Source organism: Sphingomonas sp. PAMC 26617 (assembly GCF_000242835.1).
In the GTDB taxonomy this organism is placed as follows: domain Bacteria; phylum Pseudomonadota; class Alphaproteobacteria; order Sphingomonadales; family Sphingomonadaceae; genus Sphingomonas.
This window is the reverse complement of sequence record NZ_JH594425.1, coordinates 2,288,816-2,304,522: the sequence shown is the minus strand read 5'-3', so window position 1 is coordinate 2,304,522 and position 15,707 is coordinate 2,288,816. Positions and strand designations below refer to the sequence as shown.

At 68.2% G+C, this 15,707-nt stretch carries 9 protein-coding genes and 1 tRNA gene; 7 read left to right on the top strand and 3 right to left on the bottom strand.

From position 1 onward, the window contains the following. The first annotated feature begins 28 nt into the window (after positions 1-28). Entirely contained in the window at positions 29-931 is a 903-nt protein-coding gene (locus tag RH91_RS10115) for a LysR substrate-binding domain-containing protein (RefSeq protein ID WP_010162606.1), read from the top strand. Positions 932-1,157: 226 nt separating this feature from the next. On the opposite strand, the gene RH91_RS10110 is transcribed toward RH91_RS10115, so the two are convergent. From RH91_RS10110 to RH91_RS10100, 3 genes are read right to left on the bottom strand one after another with little or no spacing between them, the layout of a single operon-like run. Then, the gene (locus RH91_RS10110; protein WP_010162605.1) at positions 1,158-3,461 is read right to left on the bottom strand and encodes a xanthine dehydrogenase family protein molybdopterin-binding subunit; all 2,304 of its coding nucleotides are present in this window, start codon (positions 3,459-3,461) and stop codon (positions 1,158-1,160) included. Further along, on the bottom strand, positions 3,458-3,937 hold the full coding sequence (locus tag RH91_RS10105; RefSeq protein ID WP_010162604.1) for a (2Fe-2S)-binding protein: 480 nt from the start codon (positions 3,935-3,937) through the stop codon (positions 3,458-3,460). Before RH91_RS10105 ends, RH91_RS10110 begins: the two co-directional genes overlap by 4 nt. Next, on the bottom strand, positions 3,934-5,235 hold the full coding sequence (locus tag RH91_RS10100) for a c-type cytochrome (RefSeq protein ID WP_037478680.1): 1,302 nt from the start codon (positions 5,233-5,235) through the stop codon (positions 3,934-3,936). Before RH91_RS10100 ends, RH91_RS10105 begins: the two co-directional genes overlap by 4 nt. A gap of 153 nt (positions 5,236-5,388) precedes the next feature. Between RH91_RS10100 and RH91_RS10095 the strand changes: the two genes are divergently transcribed. The 6 genes from RH91_RS10095 to RH91_RS10070 all read left to right on the top strand — a co-directional run bounded on the left by RH91_RS10095 (position 5,389) and on the right by RH91_RS10070 (position 15,701). Continuing rightward, positions 5,389-6,555 carry an 8-amino-7-oxononanoate synthase gene (locus RH91_RS10095; RefSeq protein WP_010162602.1) on the top strand — a complete coding sequence of 389 codons (1,167 nt, stop codon included), beginning with the start codon at positions 5,389-5,391 and terminating at the stop codon, positions 6,553-6,555. Beyond that, positions 6,552-7,181 (top strand): dethiobiotin synthase, encoded by a 630-nt coding sequence (gene bioD / locus RH91_RS10090; RefSeq protein ID WP_010162601.1) that lies wholly within the window; start codon positions 6,552-6,554, stop codon positions 7,179-7,181. The genes RH91_RS10095 and bioD overlap by 4 nt, the downstream gene beginning before the upstream one ends. Continuing rightward, a complete protein-coding gene (locus RH91_RS10085) occupies positions 7,178-8,434 on the top strand; it encodes an adenosylmethionine--8-amino-7-oxononanoate transaminase (protein ID WP_010162600.1) in 1,257 nt (418 codons plus the stop codon). Before bioD ends, RH91_RS10085 begins: the two co-directional genes overlap by 4 nt. Before the next feature lie 557 nt (positions 8,435-8,991). Next, positions 8,992-9,065: transfer RNA gene (locus tag RH91_RS10080), tRNA-Gly, on the top strand. 481 nt (positions 9,066-9,546) lie between these two features. Next, the gene (locus tag RH91_RS10075; protein WP_010162599.1) at positions 9,547-12,696 is read left to right on the top strand and encodes a TonB-dependent receptor; all 3,150 of its coding nucleotides are present in this window, start codon (positions 9,547-9,549) and stop codon (positions 12,694-12,696) included. A gap of 92 nt (positions 12,697-12,788) precedes the next feature. Continuing rightward, the gene (locus RH91_RS10070) at positions 12,789-15,701 is read left to right on the top strand and encodes a glycosyl hydrolase 115 family protein (RefSeq protein WP_157136900.1); all 2,913 of its coding nucleotides are present in this window, start codon (positions 12,789-12,791) and stop codon (positions 15,699-15,701) included. The last annotated feature ends 6 nt before the right edge of the window (positions 15,702-15,707 follow it).

Sequence of the window (15,707 nt, the reverse complement as noted above, 5' to 3'; positions counted from 1 at the left end):
GACCAGCAGCTTTGCGGGAGAATCACAGATGGCGCGCAGGGTGGATCGCGCGGGCGAGATGGAGGCGTTCGATGCGGTGGTCCGCGCGGGCAGCCTGTCGGCGGGGGCGCGCGCGCTGACGCTGACCCCGTCCGCGCTCAGCCGGATCATTTCGCGGATCGAAAGCAGGCTCGGCGTGCGGTTGCTGGTGCGGACGACGCGGACGCTGACCGTCACGCCCGAGGGCGAGGCCTATCTGCTTGCGGCCCGGCGGATCCTCGCGGACCTGACCGAGTCCGAAGCGGCGATCGCCTATCAGGCGGCCCCCCGCGGGCGGCTGCGGGTGAGCGCGTCGCTCGCTTATGGCCGGATCACGATCGTGCCATTGCTCGCGGATTTCGTCGCGCGCTATCCCGAGATCCTGGTCGACCTCAGCCTCAGCGACGAGCTGACCGACGTGCTCGGCGGCCAGGCGGACGTCGCGATCCGCTTCGGTCCGCTCGCCGACAGCCCGCTGACCGCGCGGCGGATCGGGTCGAACGGCCGGACGATCGTCGCCGCCCCCGCCTATCTCGCGCGCGCCGGGATGCCGCGGGTGCCCGAGGACCTGCACGACCATAATTGCCTGAACTTCAATTTCCGCCGGGTCGACCCTGGCTGGCCATTCGTGCGCGAGGGCGCCGCGTTCGCGCTGGACGTCGGCGGGAACATCGCGGCGAACAACGGCGAGACGCTGGTCCAGCTCGCGCAGGCGGGCGTCGGGATCACGCGGGTCGGGAGCTTTCACGTGGCGGATGATGTCGCGGCGGGACGACTGGTCGCGCTGCTCGACGCGTTCAACCCGGGCGACACCGAGGACATTCACGCGATCTTCGTCGGCGGCGCAAACACCCCGCGCCGCGTGCGCGTGTTCGTCGATTTCCTGGCGGAGCGGCTGGCGGGACGCGGATAGGTTCGGGCTGCGGTTGCCGGGCCTCGCTCCCACCCGTTCGTCGCTCGAAACGAACGGATTGGGTTGAATACGTCCAACGCCGCTGCGCGCGGTTCTGGCGTATTCACGGCACCCCACAACAGCCGTCACCCCGGCCCTGTGCCGGGGTCCACCGTGCCGCTATCTCAACGCTTTACGGACGCGGACCACGGTGGACCCCGGGCCAAGCCCGGGGTGACGGCAGCGATCAGGCCCCCTTCAACCCCGCCTTCACCGCCGCGGGCGTGATCGGGATATGCCGCAGCCGCACGCCGACCGCCGCGAAGATCGCGTTGCCGATCGCCGGCCCGACCACCGTGGTCGCCGGCTCGCCCAGACCGACCGGGACTTCCGCGCTCTCGACAAAGCTGATGTCCATCTCGGGCACGTCGGCGATGCGCAGCGGAAGATAGGTGTTGAGGTTGGTGTCCTTCACCTGCCCCGCCTCGAAGCCGGTGCCCTCGTGCAGCGCCATGCTCAGCCCCCACAGCGCCGCGCCCTGCACCTGCGCCAGCGCGCCATCGGGGTCGACGATCGTCCCGGCGTCCACCACCAGCGTCAGTTTCTGCACCCGCACGAAGCCGGTCGCGCGATCGACATGGACCTGCGCGACGCACGCCGACCAGGTCGGCATGTCGCGCTCCTGCCCGAAGCTCGTCGCGATGCCGAGCGCGGTGTCGGCGGGGAGCGTCGTGCCCCAGCCTGCCTTCGCCGCCGCGCGCCGCACGACCTCGGCCTGCCGCAGCGCGCCGCCGACCGCATTGGGCGCGGACCCCGCGTTGCGGCCCTTGCCGGTCAGCAGCTTCAACCGGAACGCGACGGGATCGGTCTTCGTATGGTGCGCCGCTTCATCCATGAAGGATTCGAGCGCCCAGTTGGTCCAGCCCGGCCCGACCGAGCGCAGCCAGCCCGGCCGGAAGGTGGTGTTCGCGAGATCGTTCGCCACCGCGCGCACCGTCTGATGCCCGACGTCATACCAATGATCCGCGCCCGAAATCGCGAACGGATCGTACTGGCCGCCCTTCTTGGTCTTCGCCAGCAGCGTGGGGCCGGCGAGCACCTGGGTCGGCCAGCCGGCGCAGGCGTGATGCTCCATCGCCTGGATCTGCCCGTCGTCGCCGAACGCCATCCGCACCCGCTGGACCGACGGCGAGCGGACCGAGTCGAACCGTGCATCGTCCTCGCGCGTCAGGATCATCTTGACCGGACGCTTGAGCGCCTTGGCCGCGAGCGCCGCGGGCACGGTGTAATCGCCGTTCAACCGCCGCCCGAACCCGCCACCGAGCAGATAGCTGCGCATCACCACCTTGGTCTCGGGCACGCCGAGCGCCTTGGCGAGCGTCGGCAGGATCAGGCTCTGCCATTGGTTGCCCGCGTGGATCTCGAACACGCCGTCCTTCTCGAACGCGAGCGCGTTGAGCGGCTCGAGCTGGAAGTGCAGAACGGTCGCGGTGGTGTAGCTCTGTTCGAGCGTCTTGCCCGCGGCGTTGCCGAACGACGGGGTCGTATCGTCATCCGCGACGTCGAGCTTGATCCCGCCGTCCGCCTTGGCGACCAGCGCCGCGCCGTGATCGAGCAGCATCTTTTCGCTGACGTCCGCGCCGGCACCGGGCGTCCACGTCACCTTGAGCAGGTCGGTCGCCTTGATCGCCGCATAGTAATTCGACGCGATCACCATCACCCAGCCGGGGACGGTATCCGACGGATCGTCGAGCACGAGATAGCGCAGATAGCCCTTCACGCCCTTCGCCGCGCTGTCATCGACCGAGACGACCTTCGACCCATTGCGCGTCGGCGGCATCTTGGGGCGGGCGTAGACCATGCCGGGCACCTTGGCGTCGATGCCGTAGATGCCGCTGCCGTTGATCTTGGCATCCATGTCGAGCGCATGGACCGGCTTGCCGATCAGGCGACGGTCCTTGACCGGCTTGATCGGCAGCGTCTTCATTTCATCGGCAGTGAACTGCCGCGCGACCGCGCCGCTCTTTGCGATGTCGCCATAGGGCATCGAGCGCCCGCCCGCATGGACCGCACCCGCGCGTGCGGTGCAACTTGCGGCGCTGACGCCCATCAGCTTGGCGCCCGCCTCGATCAGCGCGATCCGCCCCGCCGCGCCGGCCTGGCTGAACACCGGATAGGTCTGCCACACCGACCAGCTCCCGCCGGTGACCATCAGCCCCCATTTGGGATCGGTATCGACATGGACGATGCGGACCTTGTCCCAATCCGCCTCGAGCTCGTCCGCCAGGATCCGCGCGAGCGCGGTCCCGACGTGCTGGCCCATCTCGGCGCGGATGATGTTGACCGTGATGATCCCGGCCGAATCGATCCCGAACCACAGCGTCGGATCGAACGACGGGCCGGTCGTCGCCGCAGGCACGCTGCCCGGCACGGCGGGATCGATCGCGGCGATCACGCGCGAGAAGCCGAAGGCGACGCCCCCGGCCGCACTCGCGACGAGGAAGCCACGGCGGCTGAACGCCTGGTCGGCGGCGGTGCGCAGGCGGCTCATGCCTTTGGCTCCGGGGGAACGGCGGCGGTCTGGCCGACCGCCTGCTTTATCGCGGCGCGGATGCGGACATAGGTCATGCAGCGGCACAGATTGCCCGTCATCACCGCGTCGATCTCGGCGTCGCTCGGCGCCGGGAAATCCTTGAGCATCGCGGCAGCCTGCATGATCTGGCCCGACTGGCAGTAGCCGCATTGCGGCACCTGCAGCTCGCGCCACGCCTGCTGGAGTGGGTGGTTGGACGCGGGGTCGAGCCCCTCGATCGTCGTCACGTCCGCGCCCTCGATCGAGGCGACCGGGGTGATGCACGACCGTGTCGCGCGCCCGCCGACATGGACGGTACACGCGCCGCACATCCCGATCCCGCAGCCGAACTTGGTGCCGGTCAGCCCGATGTCATCGCGGATCACCCACAGCAGCGGGGTATCGTCGTCGACCGTGGTGGTGACGGCGCGTCCATTGATGGTGAACTGAGTCATTCGCCCTTCCCCTGCGCGCGGCCCGGTTCGCGGATCGCGGCGACCTTGTTCTGGAGATCGGCCCAGGCCGGCTTGTCGGTACGGGTCTTGCGCAGCCACGCGGCAAGCCGCGCGATGTCGGCGTCGCTGAAACCGCTGAACCCCGGCATCACCACCCCCGGCGCGCCGTCCGCGGCGCTGACGCCGTGGAGGATCACCTGGATCAGGTTGGTCGGATCGTCCATGCTCACCGCGCTGTTGAGCGCGAGGTCAGGGCGCAGCGGGTTGAGCGCCTTGCCGTTGTAATGGCACGAGGCGCACGCCCCCGCGTACAGCCGCGCGGCGGGATCATATTGCAGCCCCAGCCCGATGCCCTCGCTGGCCGCCGCCTTGCGGAGCGCGGCGGTGGCCTTGGCTTCCTGTCCGGCCGAGCCGTTGCGACTCGCGAAATAGGTCGCGATCGCCGCGACGTCGGCGGGCGGCAGCTTGGACAGGCTGCGCGACACCGCGCCCATCGGCCCAGCCGCGGTGCCATGATACTGGCTCACCCCGGTCGACAGATAGGCGACCAGCTCGTCGTGCGACCATGGCACCGGCGCGCTGTTGGTCTTGCCGAGCGACGGCGCGATCCAGCCGTCGATCGCCGCGCCGGCATAGGCCTGGTCGCGCTTCTCCGCGCCGAGCGACCCGCGGGGCGTGTGGCAGGCACCGCAATGGCTCACGCCCTCGGCCAGATACGCGCCGCGATTCCACTTGACGCTTTGGGTGGCGTCGGGCGCGAACCGGCCGGGGCGGAAGAACAGCAGCTTCCACCCGGCCTGCAGCGCCCGGATGTTGAGCGGCCACGGTATCGTCGGATTCCGCTCGTCCGCGACGACGGGCGCTCGCGTCATCATGAACGCATAGAGCGCGGACACGTCCGAATCGGTCAGTTTGCTGAAATGATCGTAGGGGAAGGCCGGAAACAGATGCGCCCCGTCGCGCCGGACGCCTTGCCGCATCGCGCGCTCGAACGCGGCTTCGGACCATCCGCCGATCCCGGTCTTGCGATCGGGCGTGATGTTGGTCGAATAGATCGTCCCGAACTGCGTCGCCATCGCATAGCCGCCGGCATAGGGCTGGCCCCCGCGCACGGTGTGGCAACTCGCACAATAGCCAGCACTGGCAAGCACTTCGCCCTTTCGGACCAGCGCCGGCGAAAAACTGGCGGCGGTCGGTTGCGGCACCTTGGCCAGCGACGGTCGCCAGGCGAACACGCCGAACCCGACCGTGCCGATCGCGAGGATCCCCACAATGAGGAACAAGATCCGCTTCAGCATGAGGTCCGCCACTGCATCGATATTCCCTTGGTCGGTAGCGTGTTGCTGCGTTCCATCTACCTCCGGCGCGACAACGTCCAGTGGAACATACCCGTAGGCCGGGCTAGAGCGCGCCCGGATGCGCCCCCTTCGAACCGACTGGAACCTGAACGTTTGACGATACGGAACTGGAATGACGACGATCCGGCCGGATATGCCGACCCATGGGCGTTCCACCGCCGTGACCTCGGCCTGCTCGCCGACCGGGCGCGCCTGCGGCGGCTGCAGCCCCGCATCGGGACCGATTTCGCGTCGAACGACTATCTCGGGCTCGCCTCGGCGGAGCGGTTGCACGAGTCGGTTGCGGCGGCGCTGGCGCGCGGTGTCGCGATCGGGGCGGGCGGGTCGCGGCTGCTGCGCGGTAACGATCCCGAACATGAAGCGCTCGAAGCCGAGGCGGCTGCGTTCTTCGGCAGCGCGACCGCCCTGTTCTTCGCGAGCGGCTTTGCCGCCAATGCCGCGCTGTTCGCGACGCTGCCGCAGCGCGACGATCTGATCGTCCACGATTCGCTGATCCACGCGAGCGCGCACGAAGGGATGCGGCTCGGCCGCGCCGCCACGCGCGCGGCAGGGCACAACGACCCGAACGCGATCGACACCGCGCTGTCCGAATGGCGCGCGACCGGCGCGACCGGGCGCGGCTGGATCGCGGTCGAGAGCCTCTACAGCATGGACGGCGACCGCGCGCCGCTCGCCGAGCTGATCGCGGTGGCGGACCGGCACGATGCGATCCTGCTGGTCGACGAGGCGCATGCGACCGGCGTGTTCGGCCCAGACGGCCGCGGGCTGGCAGCGGCGCTGGAAGGGCGCGACAACGTCCTTACGTTGCGCACCTGCGGCAAGGCGCTCGGCTGCGAGGGCGCGCTGGTGTGCGGCCCGGCGGTGGCGCGCGACTTCCTCGTCAACCGCGCGCGCGGCTTCATCTTCTCGACCGCGCCCTCGCCGCTGATGGCGAGTGCGGTGCGCGAAAGCCTGCGCATCCTGACGGACGAACCCGAACGGCGAACACGGCTGGCCGCGCTGGTCGCGCATGCCGAAACCGCGCTCGCACCGTGCGGGGTCGTCCCGACCGGGTCGCAGATCCTGCCGCTGCTGATCGGCGACGATGCCGCGACGATGCGCGTCGCGGCGGCGGTGCAGGCGGCGGGGTTCGACGTGCGCGGGATCCGCCCGCCGACCGTTCCCGCGGGCACCGCCCGGCTGCGGATCTCGCTGACGCTCAACGTGGACGAGGCCGCCATCGACCGCCTCGCCGAAACCCTTCGAGAGATTATGCCATGACCGACCGGACCTTCATCGTCACCGGGACCGATACCGACGTCGGCAAGACCGTGTTCGCCGCCGCGCTCGCGGGCGCGCTGCGGGCGCACTATTGGAAGCCGGTGCAGGCCGGGCTCGACCCGCGCAGCGATGCCGAGAGCGTCGCCACCCTGTCCGGATTGCCCGCCGCGCACATCCTGCCCGAAGCGTACCGGCTCGCCACCCCCTGCTCGCCGCACCGCGCCGCCGCGATCGACGGGGTGACGATCGACCTCGCCCGGCTCGCGCTGCCGCAGGTGGCGGGGCCGCTGGTGGTCGAGGGGGCGGGCGGCGTGCTTGTGCCGATCACGCCCGACATCCTGTTTGCGGACCTGTTCGCGCGCTGGGGCAAGCCGGTGGTGCTGGTGGCGCGGACCGGGCTCGGGACGATCAACCACAGCCTCTTGTCGATCGAGGCGCTCCGCGCGCGCGGCGTGGCGATCCACGGGGTCGCCTTCATCGGCGATGCGGAACCCGACAGCGAGGCGACGATCGCGCGGATCGGGCGGGTGACGCGGCTGGGCCGCCTGCCCCGGCTCGACACGCTCGATGCGGCGACGCTCGCCGACGCCTTCGCGGCGCAGTTCGACAGGGCGGCGTTCCAGTGACCGGCTCCCCGATCTGGCACCCCTTCACCCAGCACGGGCTGGGTGAACCGATCCCGCTCGTCACCCACGCCTCGGGCGCGATCCTCCATACCGCTGACGGGCGGCGGATCGTCGATGCGATCTCGTCTTGGTGGGTGACGACGCACGGCCATTGCCACCCGCGGATCATGGCGGCGATCGCCGCGCAGACGCAGGCGCTCGACCAGATCATCTTCGCGGGCTGGACGCATGAACCCGCCGAAGCGCTCGCGCGCGGGCTGATCGCGCTGCTGCCCCCCGCACTGACCCGCGTGTTCTTCTCCGATTCGGGGTCGACCAGTGTCGAGGTCGCCTTGAAGATGGCGCTCGGCTTCTGGGCCAATCGCGGGGAACCGCGCGACCGCATCCTCGTGCTCGAGCACAGCTATCACGGCGACACGATCGGCGCGATGTCGGTCGGCGCGCGCGGCGTGTTCAACCAGGCCTATGGCGCGTTGCTGTTCGACGTCGGCACGATCCCCTTCCCCACGCCCGGTCACGAACAGGTGACGCTCGACGCACTGGAGGCGGCGTGCGGGGAGCGCCCTGCGGCGTTCATCGTCGAGCCGCTGGTGCTCGGCGCGGGCGGGATGCTGTTCTATCCGGCGCATGTCCTCGCGGAGATGCGCGCGATCTGTGCGCGGCACGACGTGCTGTTCATCGCGGACGAAGTGATGACCGGCTGGGGGCGTACCGGCACGCTGCTCGCGTGCGAGCAGGCGGGCGTGGTCCCCGATATCCTGTGCCTGTCGAAGGGGCTGACCGGCGGCGCGGTCCCGCTCGCGGTGACGCTTGCGACCGATGCCATCTACGACGCGCATTTTTCGGACGACCGGTCGAAGATGTTCTTCCACTCGTCGAGCTACACCGCCAACCCGATCGCCTGCGCCGCCGCCAATGCCAATCTGGACATCTGGCGCGACGAGCCAGTCCTCGCGCGCGTGGCCGATCTCGCGGAACGCCAGGCGGCGCGGCTGGCATCGCTCGCTGACCATCGCAACGTCCGCAATGCGCGCGCGCTGGGGACGATCACTGCGGTCGAACTGGTCGATCGCGCGGGCGGCGGGTATCTCTCCAACCTCGGCCCGATGCTGCTCAAGCGGTTTCGCGACGCGGACCTGCTGCTGCGCCCGCTCGGCAACACCGTCTACGTGATGCCGCCTTATTCGATCACCGCGGACGATCTCGACCGGGTCTATGCCGCGATCGGGGCGGCGGCGGACGCGCTGGGCTGACCGTTTGGGGACGGGCGCAGGGACGCCGAGCGGGATCTGCCATCGGATTGTGCGATTCGGCGCTTTTCGCTACGATCCGCACCGCCCCGGGCGCAGGGGAGCCGTCCTGCCCGCCCGCGATCGCACGTCCGTCCTCCGCGATCGCCGGGGTGCGCCGCACGCCAGAACTTCGCCGCAATAAAGCGCTCGGCCGCACCGCGCCACGCGAGCGTCCGCCCGGCCATCGTCCTCTCTACATTCGGCGCAAATGGGGTTATGGCCACTGCAGCCCCGGGGCGGGAAGAGTCGGACTCGCAATCTTCGATCCCCGCCCAGAGGTCGGATCGACCGGGGTCCTTTTCTTATCGAACCCCGTCACCCGCCATGCGAGGCGAAGAGCGCGGCATGCGTGACCCAGGCGGCAAAAACGGGAACGGATAACCGCCGACTTGCATCCCGATCGCCCTCACGCTATCCGCCTGCCCGCGCTAGAAGATTTCGAAAGTCGGAATTCCGACTTTCCAAATGTCGGAATGCCACATGCAAACCGACCAAAAAGCGCCTGGGTTCAATACCCTGCGGGTATAGTACAATGGTAGTACAGCAGCCTTCCAAGCTGAATACACGGGTTCGATTCCCGTTACCCGCTCCACCCTTCCGCCCGCGCCAACACACTACGCCATTGCCCAAGTGGTCAACCGCGCTAGCGTGACTGGTAAGGCCGGTCGCGCGCATTCCGTACCGCTATAGGCTACGCCCTGGCCGAACGACCGCCGCAGCGCCACGAGACACCGGCGGACAGGCCGCTTTTCCAGAAGAATGCGCGCGCTACCGAAGGCACCGACGTGCCAAAATTGGCCTTTCCAATTTGCGATTGACAATATTACCAATCATTGCGCATGATAACGCTAACACCATAAAAGGGGATGGCGGAGGGGCTTGATGTCGCAGGACAGGACCGGATCGAGGGCAAAAGTCGCCGTTTTCCTGGGTTCCTGCAATGCGCGCAGCGCGCACGACGAAAGACCCGTTGGTCAAACCTGTCGCGACGTTCGGTAACCCTACCACCCCATCGTCAAGACAACCGCACGTCCCAGTAAATGGACGGCGACACTCGGAGAGGAAACGCTGATATGCACCTGATCGCACCCAAGAACCGTCTGTTCCGTACCGCACTGCTGTGCGCGACGACGCTGAGCGCGCTCTACGCCGTTCCCGCGACCGCGCAGGCCGTTCCCCCGCCCAGCGAGCAGGTTCCCCCCGACGGCCAGGACAATGGCCCCGCCGCACAGCCCGCCCCGCAGGTCGATTCGCAAGGCACGCCCGCCGAGGACATCGTCGTCACCGGCTATCGCTCGAGCCTCGCCAAGTCGACCAACGCCAAGCGTGCGTCGACCGGCTTTACCGATTCGATCTTCGCCGAGGATATCGGCAAGTTCCCCGACACCAACATCGCCGAATCGTTCAACCGCATCCCCGGCATCACGATCACGCGCGACATTACGGGCGAAGGCGTCAACGTCGCGATCCGCGGCCTCGGCTCCAACTTCACCAACGTCACGCTCAACGGCGCGCCGATCGCGGTCGCTTCCTCGGGCGCGACCGATGCGCAGGGCACCGACCGTTCGGTCGACCTCAGCTTCTTCCCGACCGACCTGTTCACCAAGCTGACCGTCAACAAGAGCTACACCGCCGACCTGCTCGAAGGCGGTGCGGCGGGCAACGTCGACCTGCGCTCGGCCCGCCCGTTCGATCGCGCGACCAACTTCCTCGCCTATAACATCCAGGGGTCGCGACAGAGCCCCGATGATCGTACCGGGGTCCGCGGCTCGCTGATCGGGAGCTGGCATACCGACACGATCGGCATCCTCGCGGGCGTTTCGGGCCAGCGGCTGTTCACCGACACGCGCGGGTTCGAGACGATCGGCTATACCAACCCCGCGCTGTCGGCGGCGCAATGCGGTGCGACCTCCGGGTGCAACACCACCGGCGGCGGCAACTGGACGATCCCGGCGGTCGTGCCCGTCGGCGCGGGCGGCGGGCTGGTCCCGGGCACCGCGATCAACCAGGCGTTCCTGCTTGCGCAGAACCCCGGCGCGACGATCCAGCAGATCGACAACGGCCTGCTGCCCCGGCTTGGCCGCACCTCGGACAATCGCGGATCGCGCGACCGGATCAACGCGATCGTCAGCGTCGAATGGCGTCCCGCCGACACGCTGCGCTTCTACGTGGATGGCCTGTACGGCTACAAGCACAACAACCTGATCCGCGAGGACATGGCGTGGATCGTCCGCAACGGCGCGATCATTCCGCAGAACCTGACGTTCGACAAGAGCGACTGCAGCACGGGCTGCACCGTCACCGGCGGCACCTTCGCCAACGCACAGTTCTTCGACGAATTCCGCCCGTATATCGAGACGACCAAGCTGTTCAACGTCAACCCCGGCGGCGAATGGGACGTCTCGGACAATCTCAAGCTCAACGTCCAGGGCAATTATTCGCGCTCGACCTTCCATCGCGAGAGCCCGACGGTCGGCGCGGTCACCCCGCTCGGCGTGGGCACGACGGTCACCTACGCGAACACCGGCGGCATCCCCTCGATCACGCCGAACATCGACCTCAACGACCCGAAGAACTTCGGCTGGTACTCGGGCTCGCGTGTCAGCATCCAGGACGAGCGGCGTCGCTATATCACCAAGGGCGTCCGCGGTGACCTGACGTGGGGCAAGGCGGCGCTCAACCTCAAGGTCGGTGGCGCGTTCGACGACGTTTCGCGCCGGATCCAGGGGTTCGACAACAGTCAGGCGTGGCAGAATGCGACGTGCGGCAACAACCCCAGCGTATTCGTCGCCTCGCCCAACGGCCAGCCGCCGTGCGAGGGGCTCAATCGCCCCGGTGCGGCGCCGGCGGGCTATCCGACCTATCCGGGCTATGGCACCGGTTCGACCGCAGGAATGACCGGGCCGGTCACCTATGCCGGCTCGCTGGTCCCGAATGCGTCGCTGCCGTCCTATCTCAGGCCCGGCCCGGCCGGCTTCGTGACGGTCGATTTCCCCGCCTTCGCCAAGGCCTCCAACTATCAATATTACCATGACAACGCCCCCGACACGGGTGGTGCCAACACCGGCGCGAGCGGCGGGTTCATCCGCGAGGTGGTCAAATCCGCCTTCGCGACGGTCAACGGCGCGCAGGAACTCGGCGGCAACACGCTGCGCTTCAACGCGGGCGTGCGCTATGTCGACACGATCCAGACGATCATCGGGCGCGTCTCGCTGCCCGATCCGCGCAACACCCTCCCCGGCGGCGCGAGCCTGCCGGACGGCAGCCGCTACCCCAATATCGTCAACAACAACGTCCAGACCCGCAACCATTATTCCAACTGGCTGCCCGCGGCGACGCTCGCCTACGACATTGGCGAGCATGCGGTCGCGCGGATCGCCGGATCGCGCACGATGACTCGCCCGGATCCCGCCGCGCAGCTTCCGGGTGTCGGCTTCGGCGCCCCGTCGGCGGACCAGGCGACGATCGGCAACCCGGCGCTCGCGCCGTATCTGTCGACCAACCTCGATCTCGGTTTCGAATATTACACCGGGCGGGAAGGCGTGCTAAGCTTCAACGCGTTCCGCAAGTCGATCTCTGGGTTCACCACCACCAACATCACGACGGTGCCGTTCACCGCGCTGACGCAATATGGCATCACCTACGACACGCTGAACCCGACGCAGCAGATCGCGATCAACTCGCGCGGCGGGCCGACCGCGGCGCAGGTGCAGCTCACCTCGCAGATCAACGTGGCGGACAAGCTGACGATCAACGGGCTCGAATTCCAGTGGGTCCAGCCGCTCGACTTCCTGACCAAGCGGATCGGCATCAGCGGCTTCGGGTTCAGCGCGAACGCGACGGTCATCGACCAGACGAGCAAGGAAGAGGCGATTGCGTTCGGCGTCGCGCCGTTCACCTATAACGTGACCGGTTATTACGAGAAGAACGGCATCATGCTCCGCATCGCGACGACCGCGCGGCGCGGTTCGCAGAACAGCGGCGCGGCGCAGAACGGCATCCCGTCGGCGGCGCTGTTCGGGACCGACTATACCACCTACGACTTCTCCTCGGCGTTCGATCTCGACAAGATCTTCAAGCTCAAGCACGCGCCACAGCTGACCGTGAACATCGCCAACCTGACCGATGCGACGCTGCGCTCCTACTTCCAGTTCGAGAACGCGACCTTCACGCAGTACAAGCCGGGCCGTCAGTTCCTCGTCGGGCTGCGCGGGACTTTCTAGCAGCAAGGGCGGGGCGCTTCGGTGCCCCGCCCGTGACGCCCTGCTATCCTGATCGCCGTCGGTTCCCGGCGATCCAGTCGAGGATGTACCCCATGTTCACCCGGCGCGGCGTCCTTGGCGGCGGTTTGACCAGCGGCCTGATCGCCTCCCCGCTCGCCGCAGCGGTACGGGGCGACCGGCGCAAGCCCGGGTTCGACATCACGCTGCCGGGCGGCGGTGTCGTTCCGGTCGTTGTCGATCTCACCGCCTTGCCGGGTGTCCGCCGCGCTGCCACGGATCTTGCCGCCGACATCGGCCGGGTCACCGGCACCGATGCGCGGGTCCTGAGCGACCCGGCGGCCCTCCCCGACCGGATCATCCTGGTCGGTGCGCTGGGGCACAGCGTGCTGATCGACCGCCTCGTCCAGTCCGGCACGCTCGACGTCCGCGACATTCGCGGCAAATGGGAAGCGTTCGTCGTCCAGACGGTCGCCAACCCGCTGCCCGGCGTCGCCGAAGCGCTCGTGATCGTCGGCAGCGACAAACGCGGCGCGATCTACGGTTGCTATGATCTGTCGCGCACGATCGGCGTTTCGCCGTGGTACTGGTGGGCGGACGTACCCGTTGCGCGACAGGCGACGCTGCGTGTGGCGCGCGGGCGCTATGTTCAGGGCTCGCCCGCGGTCAAATATCGCGGCATCTTCCTCAACGACGAAGCCCCCTGCCTGTCGGGCTGGACCACCGAGAAATTCGGCGGGATGAACGCGCATTTCTACACGAGGCTGTTCGAGCTGCTGCTGCGGCTACGCGCCAATTACCTGTGGCCCGCGATGTGGAACAACGCCTTCGCGATCGACGATCCCGCCAATGCGAAGCTCGCCGACGACTATGGCATCGTGATGGGCACCTCGCATCACGAGCCGATGATGCGCGCGCACAAGGAATGGACCGACAACCGCACGCACTACGGCAATGGCGCATGGAATTATGCGACCAATCGCCCCGCGATCCGCCAGTTCTTCGAGGAAGGGATCCGCCGCAACGCGACCAACGAGGTCGTCGTCACGATCGGGATGCGCGGCGACGGCGATGTCGCGCTCGAAAGCACCGGGAGCCTCCAGTCCGACGTCGCCTTGCTCGAAGGCGTCATCGCCGACCAGCGCGGGATCATCGCAAGCGGGATGCGCAAGCCCGCCGAGCAGGTGCCGCAAGTGTGGGTTCTGTTCACCGAAGTCTATAAATATTACGACGCCGGACTGAAGCTGCCCGACGACGTGACGATCATGTTCGCGGACGACAATGTCGGCAATCTCCGGCGGTTGCCGACCCCCGCCGAACGCACGCGCAAGGGTGGGTTCGGGGTCTATTTCCACATGGACATGCACGGCGGGCCGTTCTCCTATCAATGGATCAACTCCAGCCCGCTGCCCAAGATCTGGGAGCAGATGAACCTCGCCAACCAGTATGGCGCGAACGAGATGTGGATCGCCAATGTCGGCGACCTCAAGCCGCTCGAGCTCCCGATCGAATTCTTCCTCGCGATGGCGTGGGACCCCGCCGCCGTCGGCAAGGACAGGATCGCCGGCTGGACCCGCGACTGGGCGGAACGCCAGTTCGGCGCCACCCATGCCGAGGAGATCGCGTTCCTCGCCTCGCGCTACGCCAAATACAATGCGTGGCGCAAACCCGAGCAGCTCCGCCCCGAGACCTACAGTCTCGAGAACCATCAGGAAGCCGAGCGGGTCTGCGATGCCTGGGCGACGCTCGTGCGCCGGGCCGAGGCGGTGAACGCCGCGCTTGCCCCGGCGCAGCGCGACGCGTTCTTCCAGCTGATCCTGTACCCGGTCCAGGCCTGCGCGAACCTGACGCAGATGTACGTCGCGGCGGCGCGCAACGCGCGCTTCGCCGAACAGGCGCGCGCCAGCACCCGGATCGAGGCGGACGAGGTGCGGCGGCGATTCCGCTACGATCACGTCCTGCGGGACCAGTATAACAAGACGATGGCCGGCGGGAAATGGAACCACATGATGGACCAGACGCACATCGGCTATTTCGACTGGTATCCTCCTGAATCCGACATCATGCCCCCCGTCACCGACCTCGACATACCCGCGGATGACAGCTTCGGGGTCTGTATCGACGGCGATCCCCGGTCGTGGCCCGGCTATTATCTGCCCCCCATATTGTCCCCGCTCGACAGCATCACGCGCCGCCCGACCTGGCTCGAGGTCTTCCCGCGCGGGACCGCCCCGGTCGCCGTGACCGTGACCGCCGACCGGCCGTGGGTGACGATCCGCGAAGGCAAGGCGTTCAGCACCTCCCCGCGCGACCGGCGGTTCTGGATCGATGTCGACTGGAGCAAGGGCCCGTCCGGCCACGCCACGGCGACGATCACGGTCGCCGGGGGCACGGCGACCAAGCCCGTTACCGCGACGCTCACCGCGATCCACGCGACGCCCGAACAGGCCAGCGCCGCGGCGCGCGCGTTCGGTGGCCTCAGTGGCCCCTTCTCGATCCCCGCCGCGGCGTACCATCGTGCGATCCCGGCCGATGGCGTGCGCTGGGAAGCGATCCCGGACTACGGTCGCGTCGGTGCCGCAATGTCGATCTTCCCGGTCGATGCGCGCTCGGCATCCGATCCCGCACGCGCGCCGCAGCTCGAATATGACGTGTTCCTGCCGGAGGCGGGCGATTATACCGTCGATCTTGTGACCGGGCCGACGCTGGAGACGATCCCCGGACGCACGCTCGCGGTTGCGGTCGCGCTCGACGATCATCCCGCGCAGGTGCGCGCGGTGTTCACGCCCGAGGACGGGCCGGCGCAGGACTTCCTCGGAAAGGCGCATGTCGCCAACACCGCGAACAACGCCCGGACGATGCGCTTCGCGATCCACGCGGATCGAGGCGGGCGGCACGTGCTCACGGTCGCGATGGTCGACCCGACGATCGTCCTCCAGACGATCATCGTCGCGCGCGCGCCGCTCAAGCCCTCCTTCTTCGGCCCCCCGACGGTCGGGGCTGCCTGACCGACC